This is a genomic window from Mesorhizobium sp. M0296 (assembly GCF_040321675.1).
Classification (GTDB): domain Bacteria; phylum Pseudomonadota; class Alphaproteobacteria; order Rhizobiales; family Rhizobiaceae; genus Mesorhizobium.
In genome coordinates this window covers 59,552-76,530 of the sequence record NZ_JAMYRZ010000004.1, presented here as the reverse complement: position 1 = coordinate 76,530, position 16,979 = coordinate 59,552, and the positions used below count along the sequence as shown (strand labels likewise).

Sequence of the window (16,979 nt, the reverse complement as noted above, 5' to 3'; positions counted from 1 at the left end):
GCGCTATGCCCGTACCTGATAACCGGATCAGCTTCGGCTTCGATCGACATAGCTGTAGATGCCCGCGCCGATCGCGACCGCTCCTAGAGTGATCAGAATCGATGGCACACCCATCGACGTGGCGATGATTCCCCAGACAATGGCGACGGCAATTGCGCCGGCCGTTCCCAGCACCAGTCTAAGCCGTTTCGACATTTTCCATTCCCCCAAAAGTGCATCTTTGGCCTTTTCCGGTCGAAATACCGCAATGCGGCACCATTGTCTGCGCTTCGTCCAACTTTTTATGCCGCCCCTGAGCCCCGACCGCTGAGGCGTAAGCGATCCGTATGCGGGCTTGTCGCAAACACCCACTCGACAACGAGGACGCTTGGGCGTGAGCCCGAGAAGCGAGGCGTCAGAAAGCGAGGTATCTATGCAAATTTTCGGAATTTACTCCGGTTCACAATCATGGCCATGGCGGCCACGACAACCGCACTAGTCATCACGGGCCTTACCCCCGTGACAACCGAAGCGACTTTGATTTGCCATGGGTCGGTCTGCCAGAAGGCGAGCAATGAAGGCAGTGCCTTCGGCACCAAATATCAGCGCAAGTGCACCTGCGAAAATGTAAGCGAGGGCGCTAACAACCGTCCCTCTCCACGCAACGTCAACAAGGGGCGCATCGGCGGCTCAAGCAGCAGCGGATCGAGCGGCGCCAGCAGCTCAAGCGGCAGCAGTTCGAGCGGCGCCAGCAGCTCAAGCGGCAGCAGTTCGAGCGGCAGCAGCGGATCCAGTGGCGGCAACGACGGGATAAGCAGCGGCGGATCCAACGGCAGCGGCGGAGTGTAGCGGCTGCTCAAGCGGCTCCGGTGGCGGCGCCACTGCTCGCGCTCAATGCCGTCTACGCACTCCGCGCCATCACCGAGGAACGCCATCTGTCACGCGACCTCGATTACGTCGCCTATTGCGATTACATCGCCGAGAACGGTGCCGTAGCTCAGCTCAAACGACTGTTTGCGAAAGTGCGTCGGCCGCCGATCGGGCGCTCCGGCTGAATGCCAACCCTTGCTCGGACCATCTGCGGCAGCTGGCCTATCGCCTCAAGGCGTGATCGCGATGCCGATCCTCGCCGCTCATCGGCAACGGCCGATCGCCCTCGAGCAGGCGGGTGATCCGGGCGAAGCCGGCAAATGCCTTTCTCGCTTCCTCGGCCGACATCCGGCCGGCCATGGCCGCAGCGCAGCAATTCACGGCGCACTGGTAAACCGGCCCGCGCCGCCCGGCCGGCCATTTTCGCAAGAATGCCATTGCTTCGGCAACGCTGTCGATCTCCTCCACGGGATGTCCCTGTCCGCGCAAAATCCGCACGGGCGAAAAGAATTGCAAACGGTCCATCACTTCCTCCCCGTCGACCGGATGCGTGCGATCGAACCCCACTAAACTCGCGAACCCGACTTTGGTTCCCGGCAAAACAGGGCTTGGCCTGAAAAATGTTGGCTGGACGAGACGAGCAGCGGTGGACGCGCCCGGCAGCTCCAATTGGGTGACATCTTGCCCCAATTGGGTGACATCTTGCCATTGTACGGGAACGTTAGCGCGGCTGATGCATTTCGATGCCACGAGCAGTCTTTTTGAGGGAATGCCAAAACATGAGAATAGCCCATGTGGCGCCGCTCCATGAATCCGTGCCACCCCGGTTCTATGGAGGGACGGAGCGCATCGTCTCCTATCTGACCGAAGGATTGGTCGAGCTTGGCCATGACGTGACCCTGTTCGCCAGCGGCGATACCAAGACGTCGGCGAAATTGGTGGCGTGTCGCGAGCACGCGCTCCGTCTCGATCCGCGCCCGCACAAATCCGAAACCGCGGCGCATCTCTCGATGCTCGCCAAGGTGAGGAACCGGGCGCAACAGTTCGACATCATCCATTTCCATCTCAGCCACTTCCTGCATTTTCCTTTCTTCGAACACATGCCCGACCGGACGGTGACGACACCGCATGGCAGGCTCGACTATGTCGACTTGGCCCCGGCCTACGAACATTTTCCGCGCTTTCCGATGATCTCGATTTCGCGCAGCCAGAGAACCGGGCTACCCAGGGCCAATTGGCTGGCGACCATCCATCACGGGCTACCGATCAATATGTACGAGCCGACTTTCGAGACGGAGGTGGACGAGCCGTATCTGGCCTTTCTGGGCCGGCTGTCGCGCGACAAGCGCCCGGACCGTGCCATTGAGATCGCCTTGCGCTCCGGGCTGAAACTGAAGCTTGCGGCAAAGATCGGCGACGACGACCGCCCTTTTTTCCACGACACGGTCGAGCCGCTGATCGACGGCGACCGTGTCGACTATATCGGCGAGATCGAAGAGGACAGAAAAGCGGAATTCCTCGGCAAGGCGGCCGGCCTGCTGTTTCCGATCGATTGGCCGGAGCCGTTCGGTCTTGCCGCGATAGAGGCTATGGCCTGTGGCACGCCGGTAATCGCCTGGAAATGCGGTGCCCTGCCGGAGATCATCGACCACGGCGTGACCGGTTTCCTTGTCGATACCGTCGATGCCGCAGTCACCTCGATACCGGAATTGCTGCGCCTCGACAGGCGACAGGTGAGAGCCGTGTTCGAAAACCGTTTTTCTGCCACGAGAATGGCCCACGACTATGTGGCTGCCTATGCGCGCCTGATCGGTACTCCCGGTGAAGCGAGAGCGTCCTGATCGGCGTCATTGTGGACGTTGGAACGAAACGACAGAGCTTGTGACGTATGAATCAACTCGACGAGCGTAAGCTTGATCCCGCCGTAGCCCTTGCTTCCCTCGACGAGGTTGCGCCCCGGGAGCCGCACCGGCTGTTCGCCCTCAAGCAAGCCGACTGCTTCGCGGTGGCCGACGCCTATGGCGACATCCGCGGCGCCGGCGATGGCTTTTTCAGAGACGACACGCGTGTGCTTTCGGAATTCCGGCTGACGGTCGGTGGCCGGCAAATGTCGTTGCTCGGCGCCTCGCTCAGCCAGGACAATGTGCTTTTCACCTCGAACCTGACCAATCTGCCGATCCAGAGTGTCGGTGGCCGCGACATTCCGCAGGGCGCGATCCACATAGAACGCGTCAGGCTGCTTTGGCAGGACCGGCTGTTCGAGCGCATCACCCTTTCCAACTACAGCCAGGAATCGTCGGCCATTCGGGTTTCGTTGCATTTCGCAGCAGATTTCCGCGACATGTTCGAGGTGCGCGGTTCGACCCGGCTCAAGCGCGGAATAGCCCACGCCGCCGAGACCAGTCCGACATCCGTGGTGCTTCGATATGACGGGCTGGACCAGCTCGTGCGCCTGTCGGCGATCTCGTTCTCGCAGGCGCCGGACAATTTGACCGCCAGCCGCGCGGATTTCCTGGTTGCGGTGACGAAGCGCAGCAGCGAGGTCCTCTATATCGAGGTCGGCCCGGAAGTGGCGGAGACACCCGACCGCGACCGTTTTCGGGCTGCCGCCGCCCGCGCTCGCTTCGGCATGCGCGCCAAACGCCGCCACGGCGCGACGGTGCACAGCTCCGGCCGCGTCTTCAACGACTGGATCGAACGCGCGCGCGCGGACGTGGCGTTGCTGACCACCGAGCTTTCAACCGGACCTTACCCCTATGCCGGCATACCCTGGTTCTCGACGGCATTTGGCCGCGACGGGGTGATTTCCGCATTGCAGATGCTGTGGTTGAATCCAGGGCTGGCGCGCGGCGTACTCGCCTTTCTCGCCCAGCATCAGGCGACCGAAACGTCGCCGTTCAGCGATTCGCAGCCGGGCAAGATCATGCACGAGACCCGCAAGGGCGAGATGGCGGCACTGCGGGAGCTCCCGTTCGGCCGCTATTACGGCGGCGTCGATACCACGCCGCTCTACATTCATCTCGCTTGCGCCTATGCGGATCGTACCGGCGACATGGCGTTCGTCGACAGCCTGTGGCCATCGCTCTGTGCAGCGGCGGAATGGACGGAGGAGACAAGCCGCGCGACCGGCTTCGTTACCTACCAGCGCGGCGCCGAGACCGGCCTTGCCAACCAGGGCTGGAAGGACAGTTTCGATTCCGTCTTCCATGCCGATGGCCGCATGCCCAAGGGGCCGATCGCCCTGGTCGAGGTGCAAGGCTACGTCTTTGCCGCGTTCCGTGGGCTGGCGGCGCTCGCCCGCCGCCGCGGCGAGGACGACAAGGCCGATCATTGGGAGGAACGCGCCGAAACCATGCGCGCCGCGGTGGAACGCCATTTCTGGATGGACGATCTCAATTTCTATGCACTGGCGATCGATGGTGCAGGCGAGCTCTGCAAGGTACGGACGTCGAATGCCGGCCATCTTCTCTTTGTCGGGCTGCCCGAGCCGGAACGGGCGCAGATGGTCGCCGATCAGCTGCTCTCTGCGTCGTTCCACTCTGGTTGGGGAGTGAGGACGCTGGCCGACGATGCGATATTCTTCAATCCGATGTCCTACCACAATGGTTCGATCTGGCCGCACGACACCGCCATGTGCGGTGCCGGCCTGGCACGTTATGGCGTGCGCGACAGCGTGGTCCGGCTGATGAGCGGCACGTTCGAATCGGCTGTCCATTTCAACATGCGGCTGCCGGAACTGTTCTGCGGCTTTACCCGGTCGCCGGGCGAAGCGCCCATCGCCTATCCCGTCGCGTGCCTGCCGCAGGCCTGGTCGGCGGGATCGGCCTTCATGCTGATGCAGGCCTGCCTTGGGCTCGAAATCGACGGCTGGAACAGCGAAATCCGGGTCACCCGCCCAAGGCTGCCGATCGGCATCGACACGCTGACATTGCGGCATCTAGGTGTCGGCTCGACAGTGGTCGACCTCACATTCCAGCGTGTCGGCGACCGGGTCGTTGCCTTTCTCGCCGATCGGTATGAGGGGATGGTGCCGCTCATCGTGCGCACTTGATGCCGCCGCGCTGCGGCGCATTGAAAATGACGTGCGGCATTGCAATCGTCCGGAACCGATAGCCTCTTTGTGCGTTGCAAAAATGGGCGGGGCGGGGATGGTGTTGTTGTCATATGGCGGCGAACCAGAAAACAAATAAAAAACGGCTATCGGCCGGCCGGAGGCGAGATCACATTCCATGTCAGATTATACTGTAAACCTGCTCTGGGTTTTGCTGATTGCAAGTTTTGGCTTTTCTGCTTTTGCCATTCTCCTGTCGATATCCCGCCAGCGTCGCGGCCGCGCAACGGCGGCCGCATACACGCCGAGCGAGGATGTCGCGTCGGAAGCGGCACGCAAGGTGCTGCGCGAGTTCGAAAAGAACGGCCAGTCGGCCGATGCGGCACTGGTCACATGGTCGCCCGACACGTTGCGCAAGATCCTGGCCGACGACCTGCCGGACGCACAGGTCATCGTGGTGTCCAACCGCGAACCCTACATCCACAACATCAAGGACGACGGGGTCCAACTTTTGGTGCCGGCCAGCGGGCTGGTTTCGGCACTCGAGCCCATCACCCGCGCCTGTGCCGGCACCTGGATCGCCTATGGCGGCGGCACGGCAGACCGCCTCACCGTCGACAAGGACGACCGGGTGCAGGTGCCGCCAGGCAATCCGTCCTACACGCTGCGCAGGGTCTGGCTGACGGAGGAGGAATATCAGGGCTATTATCTGGGCTTCGCTAATGAGGGCCTATGGCCGCTTTGCCATATCGCCTTCACCCGCCCCGTGTTTCGCGCCTCGGACTGGGACGCCTACGAGGCCGTCAACCGCAAATTCGCCGATACGGTGGTTGCCGAAGCCCGCAACGAACGGCCGATCGTGCTGGTGCAGGACTACCATTTCGCGCTGCTGCCGCGCATGATCCGCCAGCGCCTGCCGGACGCGATAGTCATCACCTTCTGGCATATCCCTTGGCCCAATTCGGAAGTATTCAGCATCTGTCCGTGGCGTGAGCGGATCCTGGAAGGACTGCTCGGCAGTTCGATCATCGGCTTTCATACCCAATTCCATGCCAACAACTTCACCGAAAGTGTCGACCGCTTTCTGGAGAGCCGGATCGAACGGGCAGACGCGGCAATCTCCTATGGTGGGCAGACCACATTGGTCCACGCCTATCCCATTTCCATAGAATGGCCGGCCCAATTGCTGGCAAAACTGCCGTCTGTGGAGGAGTGCCGCGCCAGCGTGCGCGACAGATTCGGCCTGTCTGCGGATACCAAACTATGCGTTGGCGTCGAGCGCCTCGACTACACGAAAGGCATTCTCGATCGCTTCCATGCCTTGGACGAATTGTTCACGAGATATCCCGAATGGATAGGCAAGGTGGTTTTCCTGCAGATCGCCGCGCCGAGCCGGGGGACATTGCCCGCCTACCAGCAACTCCACGACGAATGCCGCCGCTGTGCCGAGGAGCTCAACCGGCGCTATGGCAGCGAGACATACAGCCCTATCCTGATGGTCGCCGAACATCATCGGCAGGAGCAGGTCTACGAGGTCTATCGCGCCGCCGACATCTGTATGGTCACCAGTCTGCATGACGGCATGAACCTTGTCGCCAAGGAATTCGTCGCAGCGCGCGACGACGAACAGGGCGTGCTTTTGCTCAGCACCTTCGCCGGTGCCTCGCGCGAACTGCTGGAAGCACTGATCGTCAACCCCTACGATGCGGCCATGATGAGCGAGGCGCTGTTGCAGGCGCTGACGATGACGCCGGAAGAGCAGCGCGAACGTTTGCGGCCGATGCGCGAGATGGTCCGCGACAACAATGTCTACCGCTGGGCCGGCAGTATGCTGCTGGACGCCGCGCGCCTGCGCAAACGCGGCGATCTCGACAGGGTGACCGGAACCGGCGAGCGCCCGCCATCGAACACCAACAACGTCATCTCGATGTTCGAGCGGGCTCGGAAGGCAGCGTCGTGAAAAGCTTTGAACAACCGCCGGCGTTGAACCTGTCGGAAGGGCAATGGGCGCTGTTCCTCGATATCGACGGAACCCTGCTGGAACACGCTGCCCATCCCGACGCGGTGTTCGTCGGCGAGGAATTGCGCAATCTGCTCGAACGCATCGAGCGGCGGCTGGATGGTGCGGTCGCCTTCATCACCGGCCGATCGATTCCCGCCGTGGACAAACTGTTCCATCCGCTGAAGCTGCGGATCGCCGGACTGTATGGGCTGGAGCACCGGCTGACGCCGAGCGGTCCGATCGATGCCGCCGACGCGCCGGCCGACATCGCCGCCCTTGCGGACGAGATCGAGGCCGAACTGGGCAGCGGCAAGGTCTATGTCGAGCGCAAGGGGCCGGTCCTTGCCGTTCATACAAGAGCAGCACCGCAACTGCTTGCACCCGCAATCCAGCTCGTCGAACAGGCATTGGCCCGGCTTCCGAAGGGTTATCGGGTGCTTCCGGGAAACGCCGGCGTCGAGCTCATGCCTTTGGAAGCCGTCAAAGGTGCTGCCATCCGGCGTTTCATGGACATTCCGCCCTTTGTCGGCGGGCGGCCGATATTCCTCGGAGACGATACATCGGACGAACACGGTTTCGAGGCGATCAATAAAATTGGCGGCATCTCCATCCGCGTGAAGCCGAACGGACCGACGACCGCAAACTATGCCCTCGACGACGTGACCGGCGCAATAGCCTGGCTCGAGGCCAATTTCGAGGCCTTGCCGGTCTCTTGATCATCTGAATATCAACACGCCTTATTCGATCTTGCCGTCCACGATGTGAATGCGGCGATCCATGCGCGCCGCCATGTCGAGATCGTGCGTAACCGCCACGACGGTCTTGCCGCGCTCGCGCACCAGATTCTGCAGGATCGTGAAGACCTGCTCGGAGCTCTTGCTGTCGAGGCTCCCCGTCGGCTCATCGGCGAGGATAAGCGGCGGGTCGTTGGCGAGCGAACGTGCCACCGCGACGCGCTGACGCTGGCCGCCGGAGAGCTGGTCAGGCCGCTTGTCGAGATGCTCGCCGAGTCCAAGGGATGACAGCAACTCGCCCGCCCGTTCGCGCATCACGGGTCGGGCCAGCCGACCAAGCTTGCGCATCGGGATTTCGACATTTTCGCGCGCCGTGAATTCCGGCAGAAGGAAATGAAACTGGAAGACGAAGCCCAGCGTCGAAAGCCGTGTCTGCGCGCGCTCCCTTTCATTCATAGGCTCGCTATCGCGTCCGCCTATCCTCAAGGTCCCGCCTGTCGGCCGGTCGAGCAACCCAAGCAGATAGAGCAGCGAGGACTTACCGGAGCCGGAGGGACCGGTCACGGCGACGAATTCGTTGTCGTTGATCGTGAGTGTGATGTCCTTGACCAGCGTAACGGGGACCGTCTCGGGCAAGATGCGGGTCAGTCTCTCGGTCTCGATGAGTGCGCTCATGACGCGCCTCGGATAATCTCGACGGGGTTCAGGCGCGCCGCACGGCGCGCCGGCAGGTAGCCGGCCACTGCCGCCGAGCCCAGCGCGAAAGCCGACGCGATGACGTAGTGCATCAAGCTCCAAGCGATCGGCAGCCGGGTCATCTCCTGGCCAGTCGCGGCGATCTCGAAACGCACCAGCGACAGTGCATAGGTCATGGAGAAGCCAAGCACCCCGCCGAGCACAGAGCCGGCAGCGCCGATCGCCACGCCTTCCAGCAAAAAGAGCCGGCGCATGTCGGACTCCGGGAAGCCAAGCGACTTCATGATGGCGATGTCGCGCGCCTTCTCGTGCGTGATGGTGGAGATGATGTTGTAGATGCCGAAGCCAGCAACCAGCATGATCGCGCCGACGACGGTGTACATGATGACGTTGCGCACGACGAGTGCTTCGAGGATCGATTCATTGGCCTCCTGCCACGCCACGGCCTTGTAGCCCAGTTCGGCCTCTGCACGATGCGCCACCGCCGGAGCGCGGTTGGGGTCGTCGAGCTTGATGCGGATCTCGTTGATGGCGTTTGGCCGCGCTGAGAGAATCTGCGCGTTCTTCAAAAGCACATAAGCTTCGCCTTCGTCGCGCGCGGTGGTGCCGGTGTGGAAAAGGCCGGCGATCTTGAAATTGCGCGTGAGCCCTTCCGAGGAGACCGCCGTTATCGTATCGCCGAACCCGGCACCGAGCCGGCTCGCCATCGTGTTGCCGATCAGCACGTTGTTGCCGCCCGCGGCAAGTTCCGAAAAGCTGCCTTCGACGAACTCTCCGACGATCGGTGAAACGCCGGTCTCGCGCTGCGGATCGACCCCGATGATAGCTGCGCCCACTTCGCGGCTGGAATAGCGGATCACGCCCTGCGTCTTGAGGCTTGCTGCGAACCGGCCGGGAATCCAGCTCTCCAGCCAAGAGGTCGCGGCGGTCGGGTTGATAATGCCGCGTCGATCGTCGCGTGGCCGGAGCCCCGAGATGGCGGCGGTCTCGAAGTAGTCCTCGGCCGGCTGCCGGCGGGCGGTGCGCTGCTCGTCGGTGATGTCGACATGCGGCATCGTGTCGACGAGCTGCCTGACGAAATCGTCCTGCCCGCCCTGCATCAGCGCCGCCATCGCAATTGAGAAGCCGACACCCACCGCGACGCCGACTATGGCGACCAGCGTCTGGCGGCCGCGGCCGGCGATATGCGTTACGGCAATGTCGACGATCAGCGCCATCGTTGCCTATCTCTCCTGCGCGGCGGCGATGCTCACGCGCGCACCGTCGCCGAGGTCAGCGGGATAGGGCGAGACGATGCTGGCCTTCTCGTCGATGCCTGACCGTACCTCGACGCCATTGGTGCCACGAATGCCCGTGCGGATTTCACGGCGCCCGGCCTTGCCGCCTTCGACCATGAACACATTGTTCCCTTCGATCGCGACGGACGGGATCAGCAGCGCGTTTTTCGAGACGCGGATGACGATGTTCACGTCGGTCGACATGCCTATACGAAGCAGCGTATTGTCCGGCAGGCGGAAGCGGACGCGATAGGTCTTCGTCACCGGATCGCCCTTGGGCGTGATGCTGTCGACCACCGCTTCCAGATTCTGCCGAGGGAACGCGTCGGATTTAAGCAGCGCGCGCTGGCCGATCTCGACCCGTGGAATGTCCTCCTCGTTGACCTCGGCGACCACCAGGAGCGGCTTCGGCTCGCCGACCCAGAACAACACCGTGCCGAGTTCGGCGACCTCACCCACCTCCCCGTCCTGCCTGAGCACGACGCCGGCGCTCGGCGCTCGTAAGACGTAGGTGTCGAGCCGCGCTTTCTGTCCGGCAACCAGCGCTTCGATCTGGCCAAGCTCGCTTTGCGCGCGATCGAGCGCCTGCTGGCTTGCCGCACGCCTTTCGGCAAGCACGGTCAGCCTCCGGAGCTCTTCCTGGGCAAGTGCTTGACGCGCCTCGAGTTCGCCAAGCGCCGCCCGCGCTTCACTGTCGTCGAGCCTGGCGAGTACGTCGCCCTGCCTAACTCGCGACCCCTCGCAATTGCATTGCTCGACGATCCGCTCGCGAACCACGGGAGCCACCTTGGCCCAGGTTCGCGGCTCGACGGAGCCGCTCGCATAGACAATTTCCGCCGCGTCGCCGCGTTGTGGCGTCACGACCGAAACCTTGGCCGGCTGCAACACATACCAAGCGCCGAAAGCAGCAGTCGCCGCGACAAGAACGATGCCGACAGTCCAACGTATCCGTCGCAAGAAGCTCTCCCTCCACCATCGAATGCGAACGTCGGAGCGGTGGCAGACATGGCATTAGACCGACCGTCGGTCTATAAAAGTTGCATAAAGAAACGGTTCGTGCTCCTCTTGCCCCCTGTACTTTTTGAGGTTGATTTTGCCCCGAGTAATAAAGCCGCCGGAGATACGATCCGCCGAGCTCCTCGACTGTGCCCAGCGGCTTTTCTTCGAGCATGGCTACGACAACACGACGGTGAACGACATCATCCGCGAGGCCGGCTTGTCGAAGGGTGCGTTCTATCACTATTTCGCGTCGAAGGAGGCCCTGCTGGAGGCGCTCGCCAGACGTCTCGCACGTGACAGCCTTGCCGAGCTGCAACCCCTCCTCGACGACCCGTCACTCGATGGGATTGGCCGGCTCAATGCGCTCTTTGCCGGCTCGCGACGGCTGAACATCGAGCTTGCCCCGCAATTGCGAAAAACGTTCTTCGTCGTGTTCCGGCCCGAGAACCTTGCCCTCTTCCATCGGGTCGACCAGGCGGCCAGGGAACTGGCCGAGCCGATAATCACAAATCTGCTCAGGAAGGGAAGCGAGGAAGGCATTCTCGACGTGCCCGACCCGCAAGCTTTTGCCGAGATGTTCCTGCAACTCCGGCTGACCTTTCGGGACGTGATGCACCGCGCCCTGCTACAGGCCGAACAGGGTAATATCGACGAAGCAGCGCGGCTGCTCGAGGGCCGATTGCGGCTCTACGGCATCGCAATCGACCGGCTTTTGAAGTTGCCCGATGGAACGATAGAAGCCATGCAGCCCGGTTTTGCCCGGGCTTTTCTCGAAGCCGGACCGTAAGCCGCTGACAGCGATGGAGGAGAGTTGATGAGTAGGAAATCGCGCGCTTCGACCGATGCCGTTCTCAAGGAACTGCGCGCCTTCGGCCTCACCTATCCGGGCGCCGAGACAAAGAGTCCGTGGCCTGGTCACGACGATCTCGCGGTGAAAGGCAAGACCTTTGCTTATTTTGAGCCTGGAAGGCGAACCGTTCAGCATCTCCCTCAAACTCCCCTACAGCGGCGACGAGGCGAGAAAGCTCCACTATGCGTCGCCGGCGGAGTACGGCCTTGGCAAGAGCGGATGGGTGACATTCGAACCAGCACCGGACGAACTGCCACCGATCGGACAACTGAAGTCATGGCTCGATGAGAGTTATCGCGCACAAGCGCCCAAAAAGCTTGCCGCCCTGATCAAGTACAAGGTGGACTCGGGAGCTTAGGTCGAGCGATCGGTGTCACCCCCCGAATCGTCGGCGCTAGAAGCTCAACGACGCCACGCCGATAAGCGCGTTTCTCATTGAATGACTTTAAGCCCAACGCCGGCAAATCGTCTGCTTGCCGGTTCCCCTGCGTCAGGCTTAACCTGCGTGCCATGCGTGGAGGCGCGTGCGGTAACAAGGGGAGGACATAGCAATGACCATACAAGACGCATCACCGGACCTGTACAATGAGGATCTCGCACCGGCGAAGGTTCGAAACTGGGGACCGTTCTCGATCTTCAACGTCTGGACGTCGGACGTCCACAGCCTGTGGGGCTACTATCTCGCTGCCAGCCTGTTCCTGTTCTGCGGCGGCTTCGTCAACTTCATCATCGCCATCGGTATCGGCTCGCTGATCATCTATGCGTTAATGAACATGGTCGGCTATGCCGGCGTGAAGACCGGGGTGCCCTACCCTGTCCTGGCGCGTGCCTCCTTCGGCATCTGGGGCGCCAACATACCGGCGCTGGTGCGCGCCATCGTCGCCTGCTTCTGGTACGGCGCGCAGACGGCGGCGGCCTCCGGGGCGATCGTAGCCCTGCTGATCCGCTCGCAATGGTTCGCCGACTTCAACCAGAGCACCCATTTCCTCGGCCACTCCGGGCTCGAGGTGATCTGCTTCGCCGTCATCTGGGCGCTGCAGCTCCTGATCATCCAGAGAGGCATGGAAACGGTGCGCCGCTTCCAGGATTGGGCCGGACCGGCGGTGTGGGTGATGATGCTGATCCTGGCGATCTATCTTTGCATCAAGGCAGGCACTTTCGCTTTCACCAGCGACATCCCGATGGATGTGCTGCTGGAAAAGACAAAGGACGCGGGCGTGCCGGGCACGCCGGGCTCCTGGACCTCGCTGTTTGCGGTGGCCGCAATCTGGGTGACCTATTTCTCCGCGCTCTATCTCAACTTCTGCGATTTCGCGCGCTACGCCCCGGACAAGGCATCGCTGCGCAAGGGCAACATCTGGGGCCTGCCGGTCAATCTTATCCTGTTCTCGCTGGTCGCAGGCGTTACCACGATCGCCGCCTTCGACGTCTATGGCGAGGTGCTGCTGCATCCCGACCAGATTTCGGCGAAATTCGACAGCTGGTTCCTGGCGGCGCTCGCAGCCCTGACCTTTGCGGTGGCGACGCTCGGCATCAATGTGGTGGCGAACTTCGTGTCGCCGGCCTTCGACTTTTCCAATGTCTTTCCACGCCAGATCGACTTCAAGAAGGGCGGCTACATCGCGGCGCTGATCGCGCTGGTGCTCTATCCATTCGCGCCCTGGGAAGGCAGTGCCGCCTCCTTCGTCAACATCATTGGCGCGACGATGGGGCCGATCTTCGGCGTGATGATGGTCGACTATTACCTGATCCGGAAGGGCGAGGTCGACGTCGAGGCGCTCTACAGGGAGAATGGCGAATTCCGCTTTCAGGGCGGCTGGCATGTCAATGCCTTCATCGCCGCCGGTATCGGCGCGGTCTTCTCCTCGATCCTGCCCAACTTCACCAGCCTGCTGCCGTCCTGGTGGGGCGTCTATGGCTGGTTCTTCGGCGTGGCAATTGCCGGCGTCATCTATTACGTGCTGCGCACGATGGCACTCGGTGCCAGAGCCAGGATAGCCAAGGCCTGAACGGAGTCGGGGCGGCGCGAGCCGCCCCGTTCATTCTGCGATCATTTCGGCCAGGCGGCGCACGGTATTCCAGTTGCGCGAGGTGCCGATGCCGAGACGTTTGTGGCTCACCGCCGCAAGCAGCCGCGAACTCGGCATCTCGCGGGAAAAGACGATCCAGATGTCGCCGCCGACAATCCGCAGCTTCTCGTCCTTGCCGGCATATGCCTCAAGCGCCGCGGCGGTCTCGGCGGGAACGGGCGCTCGCATCACGCGCACCGCCACCTGGTCCGCGGTCTCAGCCGATTCAGCTGGGAACGGATTGCCGGCCGCCAGCCTTAGCCAGCCGTCGTCGCGGCGCACGATGATGTCGACGTGGCGGCCGAAAGTCTTTGCGAACGCCGCCTCCAGCCGCTGCTCCAACGCCGCAAGTTCTGTTTCTTGCGCCTCGAAGACCAGATTGCCGGTCGCTACCAGCGTGCGCGGGTTATTCAGGCCCAGGCCTTCGGCCATCGCCTTCAGATCGGACATGACGACCCGCCGCCCCTCGCCCAGGACAATGCTGTAGAGCAGCGCGACGTAAGTTTGCATGGGCGGCTAGTCTAGACCAGCCGCGACTGCTCTACCGCCGCCTCGATGAAGCTGGCAAACAGCGGGTGCGGATCGAGCGGCCGGCTTTTCAACTCGGGATGGTACTGCACGCCGATGAACCAGGGGTGGTCGGGATATTCGACCGTTTCCGGTAGCACGCCGTCCGGCGACATGCCGGCAAACACCAGGCCGCAATCCTCGAGCCGCTCCTTGTAGTCGACATTGACCTCGTAGCGGTGGCGATGGCGTTCGGAAATCTGAGTATCGCCATAGATCTCGGCGATCTTCGATCCCTTGGCGAGGTCGGCCTGGTAGGCACCGAGCCGCATGGTACCACCAAGGTCGCCGGTTTCCCTGCGCTTTTCCAGCATGTTGCCCTTCAGCCATTCGGTCATCAAGCCGACAACCGGCTCCTCGGTTGGACCAAACTCGGTCGATGATGCGTGCTCGACGCCGGCCAGCGAACGCGCCGCCTCGATGCAGGCCATCTGCATGCCGAAGCAGATGCCGAAATACGGCACCTTGCGCTCGCGCGCGAACTTCGCCGCCAGGATCTTGCCCTCCGAGCCGCGCTCGCCAAAACCGCCGGGGACGAGAATGCCATGGACCTTCTCCAGCCACGGCGCCGGGTCTTCCTTCTCGAATATCTCGCTTTCGATCCAGTCGAGCTTGACCTTGACCCGGTTGGCGAGGCCGCCATGCGACAGCGCCTCGATCAGCGATTTGTAGGCGTCCTTGAGGCCGGTATATTTGCCGACGACGGCAATGGTCACTTCGCCTTCCGGATTGTGGATGCGGTTGGACACCGCTTGCCACCGTTCCATGCGCGGCTTCGGCGCCGGATCGATGCCGAAGGCCGCCAGCACTTCCGAATCCAGCCCTTCATTGTGATAGGCCATCGGCACGTCGTAGATATGCGGGACGTCGAGCGCCTGGATGACGGCGCTTTCGCGGACATTGCAGAACAGCGACAGCTTTCTGCGCTCTTCCTTGGGGATCGGCCGGTCGGCGCGGACCAGCAGTATGTCGGGTGCAATGCCGATGCCGCGCAACTCCTTGACCGAATGCTGCGTCGGCTTGGTCTTCAGTTCGCCTGCCGTCGGAATGTAAGGCATCAAGGTCAGGTGGACGTAGACGGCGTTGTTGCGCGGCAGGTCGTTGCCGAGCTGGCGGATCGCCTCCAGGAACGGCATCGCTTCGATGTCGCCGACGGTGCCGCCGATCTCGCACAGCACGAAATCGTAGTCGTCATTGCCGTTGAGGACGAAATTCTTGATCTCGTCGGTGACGTGCGGAATGACCTGCACGGTAGCGCCGAGATAGTCGCCGCGCCGCTCGCGCTCGATGATGTTCTTATAGATCCGGCCGGTGGTGATGTTGTCTTGCTGGTTGGCCGAGCGGCCGGTGAAGCGCTCATAATGGCCAAGATCGAGATCGGTCTCGGCCCCGTCATCGGTCACGAAGACTTCGCCGTGCTGATAGGGCGACATCGTGCCGGGATCGACATTGAGATAGGGATCGAGCTTTTTGATGCGTGCGCGATAGCCCCGCGCCTGCAAGAGAGCCCCAAGGGCCGCTGCAGCAATGCCTTTTCCAAGTGAGGAAACCACGCCGCCTGTGATGAATACATATCGCGCCATGGGAGTCATCGCTTAACGCGGCCGAATTGATTCCGCCAGAGAAAAAACCGCCGCGAAGGCTTTTTCCCAAGAAGGCGCTCTGGTCGTTGGCGTATCAAAACAAAAGGGCCGGCGAGGCCGGCCCTTTTGGCACGATCTGTCAAAGCGTCAGATGATGACGACTTTGGTGCCTACTTTCACCCGGCGGTAAAGGTCCATGACGTGTTCGTTGATCATGCGGAAGCAGCCATTGGAGGCGCTGGTTCCGATCGACTGCGGCGCGATGGTGCCGTGAATGCGCAGGTGGGTATCTTTCTTGCCGTCGTAAAGATAGATGGCGCGCGCACCGAGCGGATTGTCGCCGCCGCCGGGCATGCCGTCCTTGTACTGGCCATAGTGCTTGGGTTCGCGCTTTTGCATATCCAGCGTCGGAATCCAGCGCGGCCATTCCTGCTTGTCGCCGACGGCAACCGTACCCTTGAACTGCAGGCCTTCCCGGCCGACCGCGATGGCATAACGGCGGGCGGTTGACGATGATTCGACGAGGTAGAGACGACGGGCGCTGGTGTCGATGACGATGGTGCCGGGGTTGTAGCCGGTGAATTCGACCTCCTGCGGCACGAATTCCGCCTTGACCTTGAACTGCCGCTTGGCCTGCTTCCTTTCGAGCGCGGCGTCGAGCGCGCGTGTTTCCGGAAGCAGCGACATCGACGAAGAGGATGTGCCGCCGAACAGTCCCGCGAAAAGCCCGACGCTCTGCGGCTTCTGCCCGACCGGTTCGCTGCGCAACTCGCCATTGTTGCCGGTCAGCGCAACGTTCATGGCCTCGGCCGGGATCGGCTCGGCCGACTGGATCGGCGCAATGGGCGTAATCGGTTCGATGATGTTGACGGTCTTCTTCTTGGCCGGCGTGGCGTCAGCCACCTTGGCCGTTGCGAGCGGCTGGCTCTTCTTGGCAAGGAACGCCTGCCGTTCCGCATCGGCTTTGGCTTTCGCCGCCTCACGCATCGCCAGCTTCCTGGCTTCGAGTGCCTTGGCGCGAGCGGCTTCCTTGTCGGCTGCGATCTTGGCTTCGATCTTGCGGATCTGCGCAAGGTCGTCCGGCGTCGGATCTTTCTTCTTCTTGAGAAGCTTCAATTGCGCTGCATCGCTTTTGGCAGCGACCTTGACGACGTCGGTTGTTGTCGCGGCTTTGTGGGCCGAGTTTGCCGTCGGCATGGCCGCGTAAGCGGGCGCACCTAGGCTGAGCACGGCACAAAGGCCGGCAAAAATGAAGCTGCGAAGCTGCATGGGGAAGATCCGATCGTTCAATGCTTGTTGCCC

17 protein-coding genes are annotated in these 16,979 nt (G+C 62.2%); 8 read left to right on the top strand and 9 right to left on the bottom strand.

The features are described 5' to 3' along the window. Positions 1–27: 27 nt before the first annotated feature. Both NKI97_RS05955 and NKI97_RS05950 read right to left on the bottom strand, forming a co-directional pair. The gene (locus NKI97_RS05955; protein ID WP_352448851.1) at positions 28–195 is read right to left on the bottom strand and encodes a hypothetical protein; all 168 of its coding nucleotides are present in this window, start codon (positions 193–195) and stop codon (positions 28–30) included. 386 nt (positions 196–581) lie between these two features. After that, positions 582–839, bottom strand: coding sequence for a hypothetical protein (locus NKI97_RS05950; RefSeq protein WP_352448850.1), 258 nt, complete (start codon positions 837–839; stop codon positions 582–584). Between the two features lie 9 nt (positions 840–848). Between NKI97_RS05950 and NKI97_RS05945 the strand changes: the two genes are divergently transcribed. Beyond that, a complete protein-coding gene (locus tag NKI97_RS05945; protein ID WP_352448849.1) occupies positions 849–1,034 on the top strand; it encodes a hypothetical protein in 186 nt (61 codons plus the stop codon). Positions 1,035–1,071: 37 nt separating this feature from the next. Here NKI97_RS05945 and NKI97_RS35445 read toward each other — a convergent pair whose 3' ends face one another. Beyond that, entirely contained in the window at positions 1,072–1,539 is a 468-nt protein-coding gene (locus NKI97_RS35445; RefSeq protein WP_502907073.1) for a DUF982 domain-containing protein, read from the bottom strand. 89 nt (positions 1,540–1,628) lie between these two features. Between NKI97_RS35445 and NKI97_RS05935 the strand changes: the two genes are divergently transcribed. The 4 genes from NKI97_RS05935 to otsB all read left to right on the top strand — a co-directional run bounded on the left by NKI97_RS05935 (position 1,629) and on the right by otsB (position 7,618). Further along, the gene (locus NKI97_RS05935; RefSeq protein WP_352448848.1) at positions 1,629–2,690 is read left to right on the top strand and encodes a glycosyltransferase family 4 protein; all 1,062 of its coding nucleotides are present in this window, start codon (positions 1,629–1,631) and stop codon (positions 2,688–2,690) included. A 47-nt stretch (positions 2,691–2,737) separates the two neighbouring features. Further along, complete coding sequence (locus tag NKI97_RS05930; RefSeq protein WP_023674970.1) at positions 2,738–4,900, top strand: amylo-alpha-1,6-glucosidase; 2,163 nt, start codon at positions 2,738–2,740, stop codon at positions 4,898–4,900. 178 nt (positions 4,901–5,078) lie between these two features. Next, positions 5,079–6,860: an alpha,alpha-trehalose-phosphate synthase (UDP-forming) gene (locus NKI97_RS05925; RefSeq protein WP_023674969.1), complete on the top strand. Its 1,782-nt coding sequence runs from the start codon at positions 5,079–5,081 to the stop codon at positions 6,858–6,860. Continuing rightward, positions 6,857–7,618 carry a trehalose-phosphatase gene (otsB, locus tag NKI97_RS05920; RefSeq protein WP_352448846.1) on the top strand — a complete coding sequence of 254 codons (762 nt, stop codon included), beginning with the start codon at positions 6,857–6,859 and terminating at the stop codon, positions 7,616–7,618. Before NKI97_RS05925 ends, otsB begins: the two co-directional genes overlap by 4 nt. Before the next feature lie 21 nt (positions 7,619–7,639). Here the strand turns inward: otsB and NKI97_RS05915 are convergent, their stop codons facing one another. From NKI97_RS05915 to NKI97_RS05905, 3 genes are read right to left on the bottom strand one after another with little or no spacing between them, the layout of a single operon-like run. Beyond that, positions 7,640–8,311, bottom strand: a complete 672-nt coding sequence (locus NKI97_RS05915; protein ID WP_352448845.1) for an ABC transporter ATP-binding protein — start codon at positions 8,309–8,311, stop codon at positions 7,640–7,642. Continuing rightward, complete coding sequence (locus NKI97_RS05910; protein WP_352448844.1) at positions 8,308–9,549, bottom strand: ABC transporter permease; 1,242 nt, start codon at positions 9,547–9,549, stop codon at positions 8,308–8,310. Before NKI97_RS05910 ends, NKI97_RS05915 begins: the two co-directional genes overlap by 4 nt. Positions 9,550–9,555: 6 nt before the next feature. After that, positions 9,556–10,566, bottom strand: coding sequence for an efflux RND transporter periplasmic adaptor subunit (locus NKI97_RS05905; protein ID WP_502894916.1), 1,011 nt, complete (start codon positions 10,564–10,566; stop codon positions 9,556–9,558). 136 nt (positions 10,567–10,702) lie between these two features. Here NKI97_RS05905 and NKI97_RS05900 point away from each other — a divergent pair, with 136 nt between their 5' ends. From NKI97_RS05900 to NKI97_RS05890, 3 genes are all read left to right on the top strand, one after another. Next, positions 10,703–11,395, top strand: a complete 693-nt coding sequence (locus tag NKI97_RS05900; protein WP_352833058.1) for a TetR/AcrR family transcriptional regulator — start codon at positions 10,703–10,705, stop codon at positions 11,393–11,395. A 160-nt stretch (positions 11,396–11,555) separates the two neighbouring features. After that, entirely contained in the window at positions 11,556–11,816 is a 261-nt protein-coding gene (locus NKI97_RS05895) for an MmcQ/YjbR family DNA-binding protein (protein WP_352833056.1), read from the top strand. Between the two features lie 193 nt (positions 11,817–12,009). Next, positions 12,010–13,467 (top strand): NCS1 family nucleobase:cation symporter-1, encoded by a 1,458-nt coding sequence (locus NKI97_RS05890; protein WP_352448841.1) that lies wholly within the window; start codon positions 12,010–12,012, stop codon positions 13,465–13,467. Between the two features lie 30 nt (positions 13,468–13,497). On the opposite strand, the gene NKI97_RS05885 is transcribed toward NKI97_RS05890, so the two are convergent. The 3 genes from NKI97_RS05885 to NKI97_RS05875 all read right to left on the bottom strand — a co-directional run bounded on the left by NKI97_RS05885 (position 13,498) and on the right by NKI97_RS05875 (position 16,946). Further along, entirely contained in the window at positions 13,498–14,037 is a 540-nt protein-coding gene (locus NKI97_RS05885; protein ID WP_352448840.1) for a DUF1697 domain-containing protein, read from the bottom strand. A gap of 11 nt (positions 14,038–14,048) precedes the next feature. Next, positions 14,049–15,677: a CTP synthase gene (gene pyrG / locus NKI97_RS05880; RefSeq protein ID WP_352448839.1), complete on the bottom strand. Its 1,629-nt coding sequence runs from the start codon at positions 15,675–15,677 to the stop codon at positions 14,049–14,051. A gap of 147 nt (positions 15,678–15,824) precedes the next feature. After that, entirely contained in the window at positions 15,825–16,946 is a 1,122-nt protein-coding gene (locus NKI97_RS05875; RefSeq protein WP_352448838.1) for a L,D-transpeptidase, read from the bottom strand. Positions 16,947–16,979 lie beyond the last annotated feature (33 nt).

Bases quoted from the DNA above. Each gene is read 5' to 3' on its own strand.
- NKI97_RS05955 (WP_352448851.1), bottom strand. From the start codon at position 195: ATGTCGAAACGGCTTAGACTGGTGCTGGGAACGGCCGGCGCAATTGCC.
- NKI97_RS05935 (WP_352448848.1), top strand. From the start codon at position 1,629: ATGAGAATAGCCCATGTGGCGCCGCTCCATGAATCCGTGCCACCCCGG.
- NKI97_RS05930 (WP_023674970.1), top strand. From the start codon at position 2,738: ATGAATCAACTCGACGAGCGTAAGCTTGATCCCGCCGTAGCCCTTGCT.
- NKI97_RS05925 (WP_023674969.1), top strand. From the start codon at position 5,079: ATGTCAGATTATACTGTAAACCTGCTCTGGGTTTTGCTGATTGCAAGT.
- NKI97_RS05915 (WP_352448845.1), bottom strand. From the start codon at position 8,311: ATGAGCGCACTCATCGAGACCGAGAGACTGACCCGCATCTTGCCCGAG.
- NKI97_RS05910 (WP_352448844.1), bottom strand. From the start codon at position 9,549: ATGGCGCTGATCGTCGACATTGCCGTAACGCATATCGCCGGCCGCGGC.
- NKI97_RS05890 (WP_352448841.1), top strand. From the start codon at position 12,010: ATGACCATACAAGACGCATCACCGGACCTGTACAATGAGGATCTCGCA.
- NKI97_RS05885 (WP_352448840.1), bottom strand. From the start codon at position 14,037: ATGCAAACTTACGTCGCGCTGCTCTACAGCATTGTCCTGGGCGAGGGG.
- pyrG (WP_352448839.1), bottom strand. From the start codon at position 15,677: ATGGCGCGATATGTATTCATCACAGGCGGCGTGGTTTCCTCACTTGGA.
- NKI97_RS05875 (WP_352448838.1), bottom strand. From the start codon at position 16,946: ATGCAGCTTCGCAGCTTCATTTTTGCCGGCCTTTGTGCCGTGCTCAGC.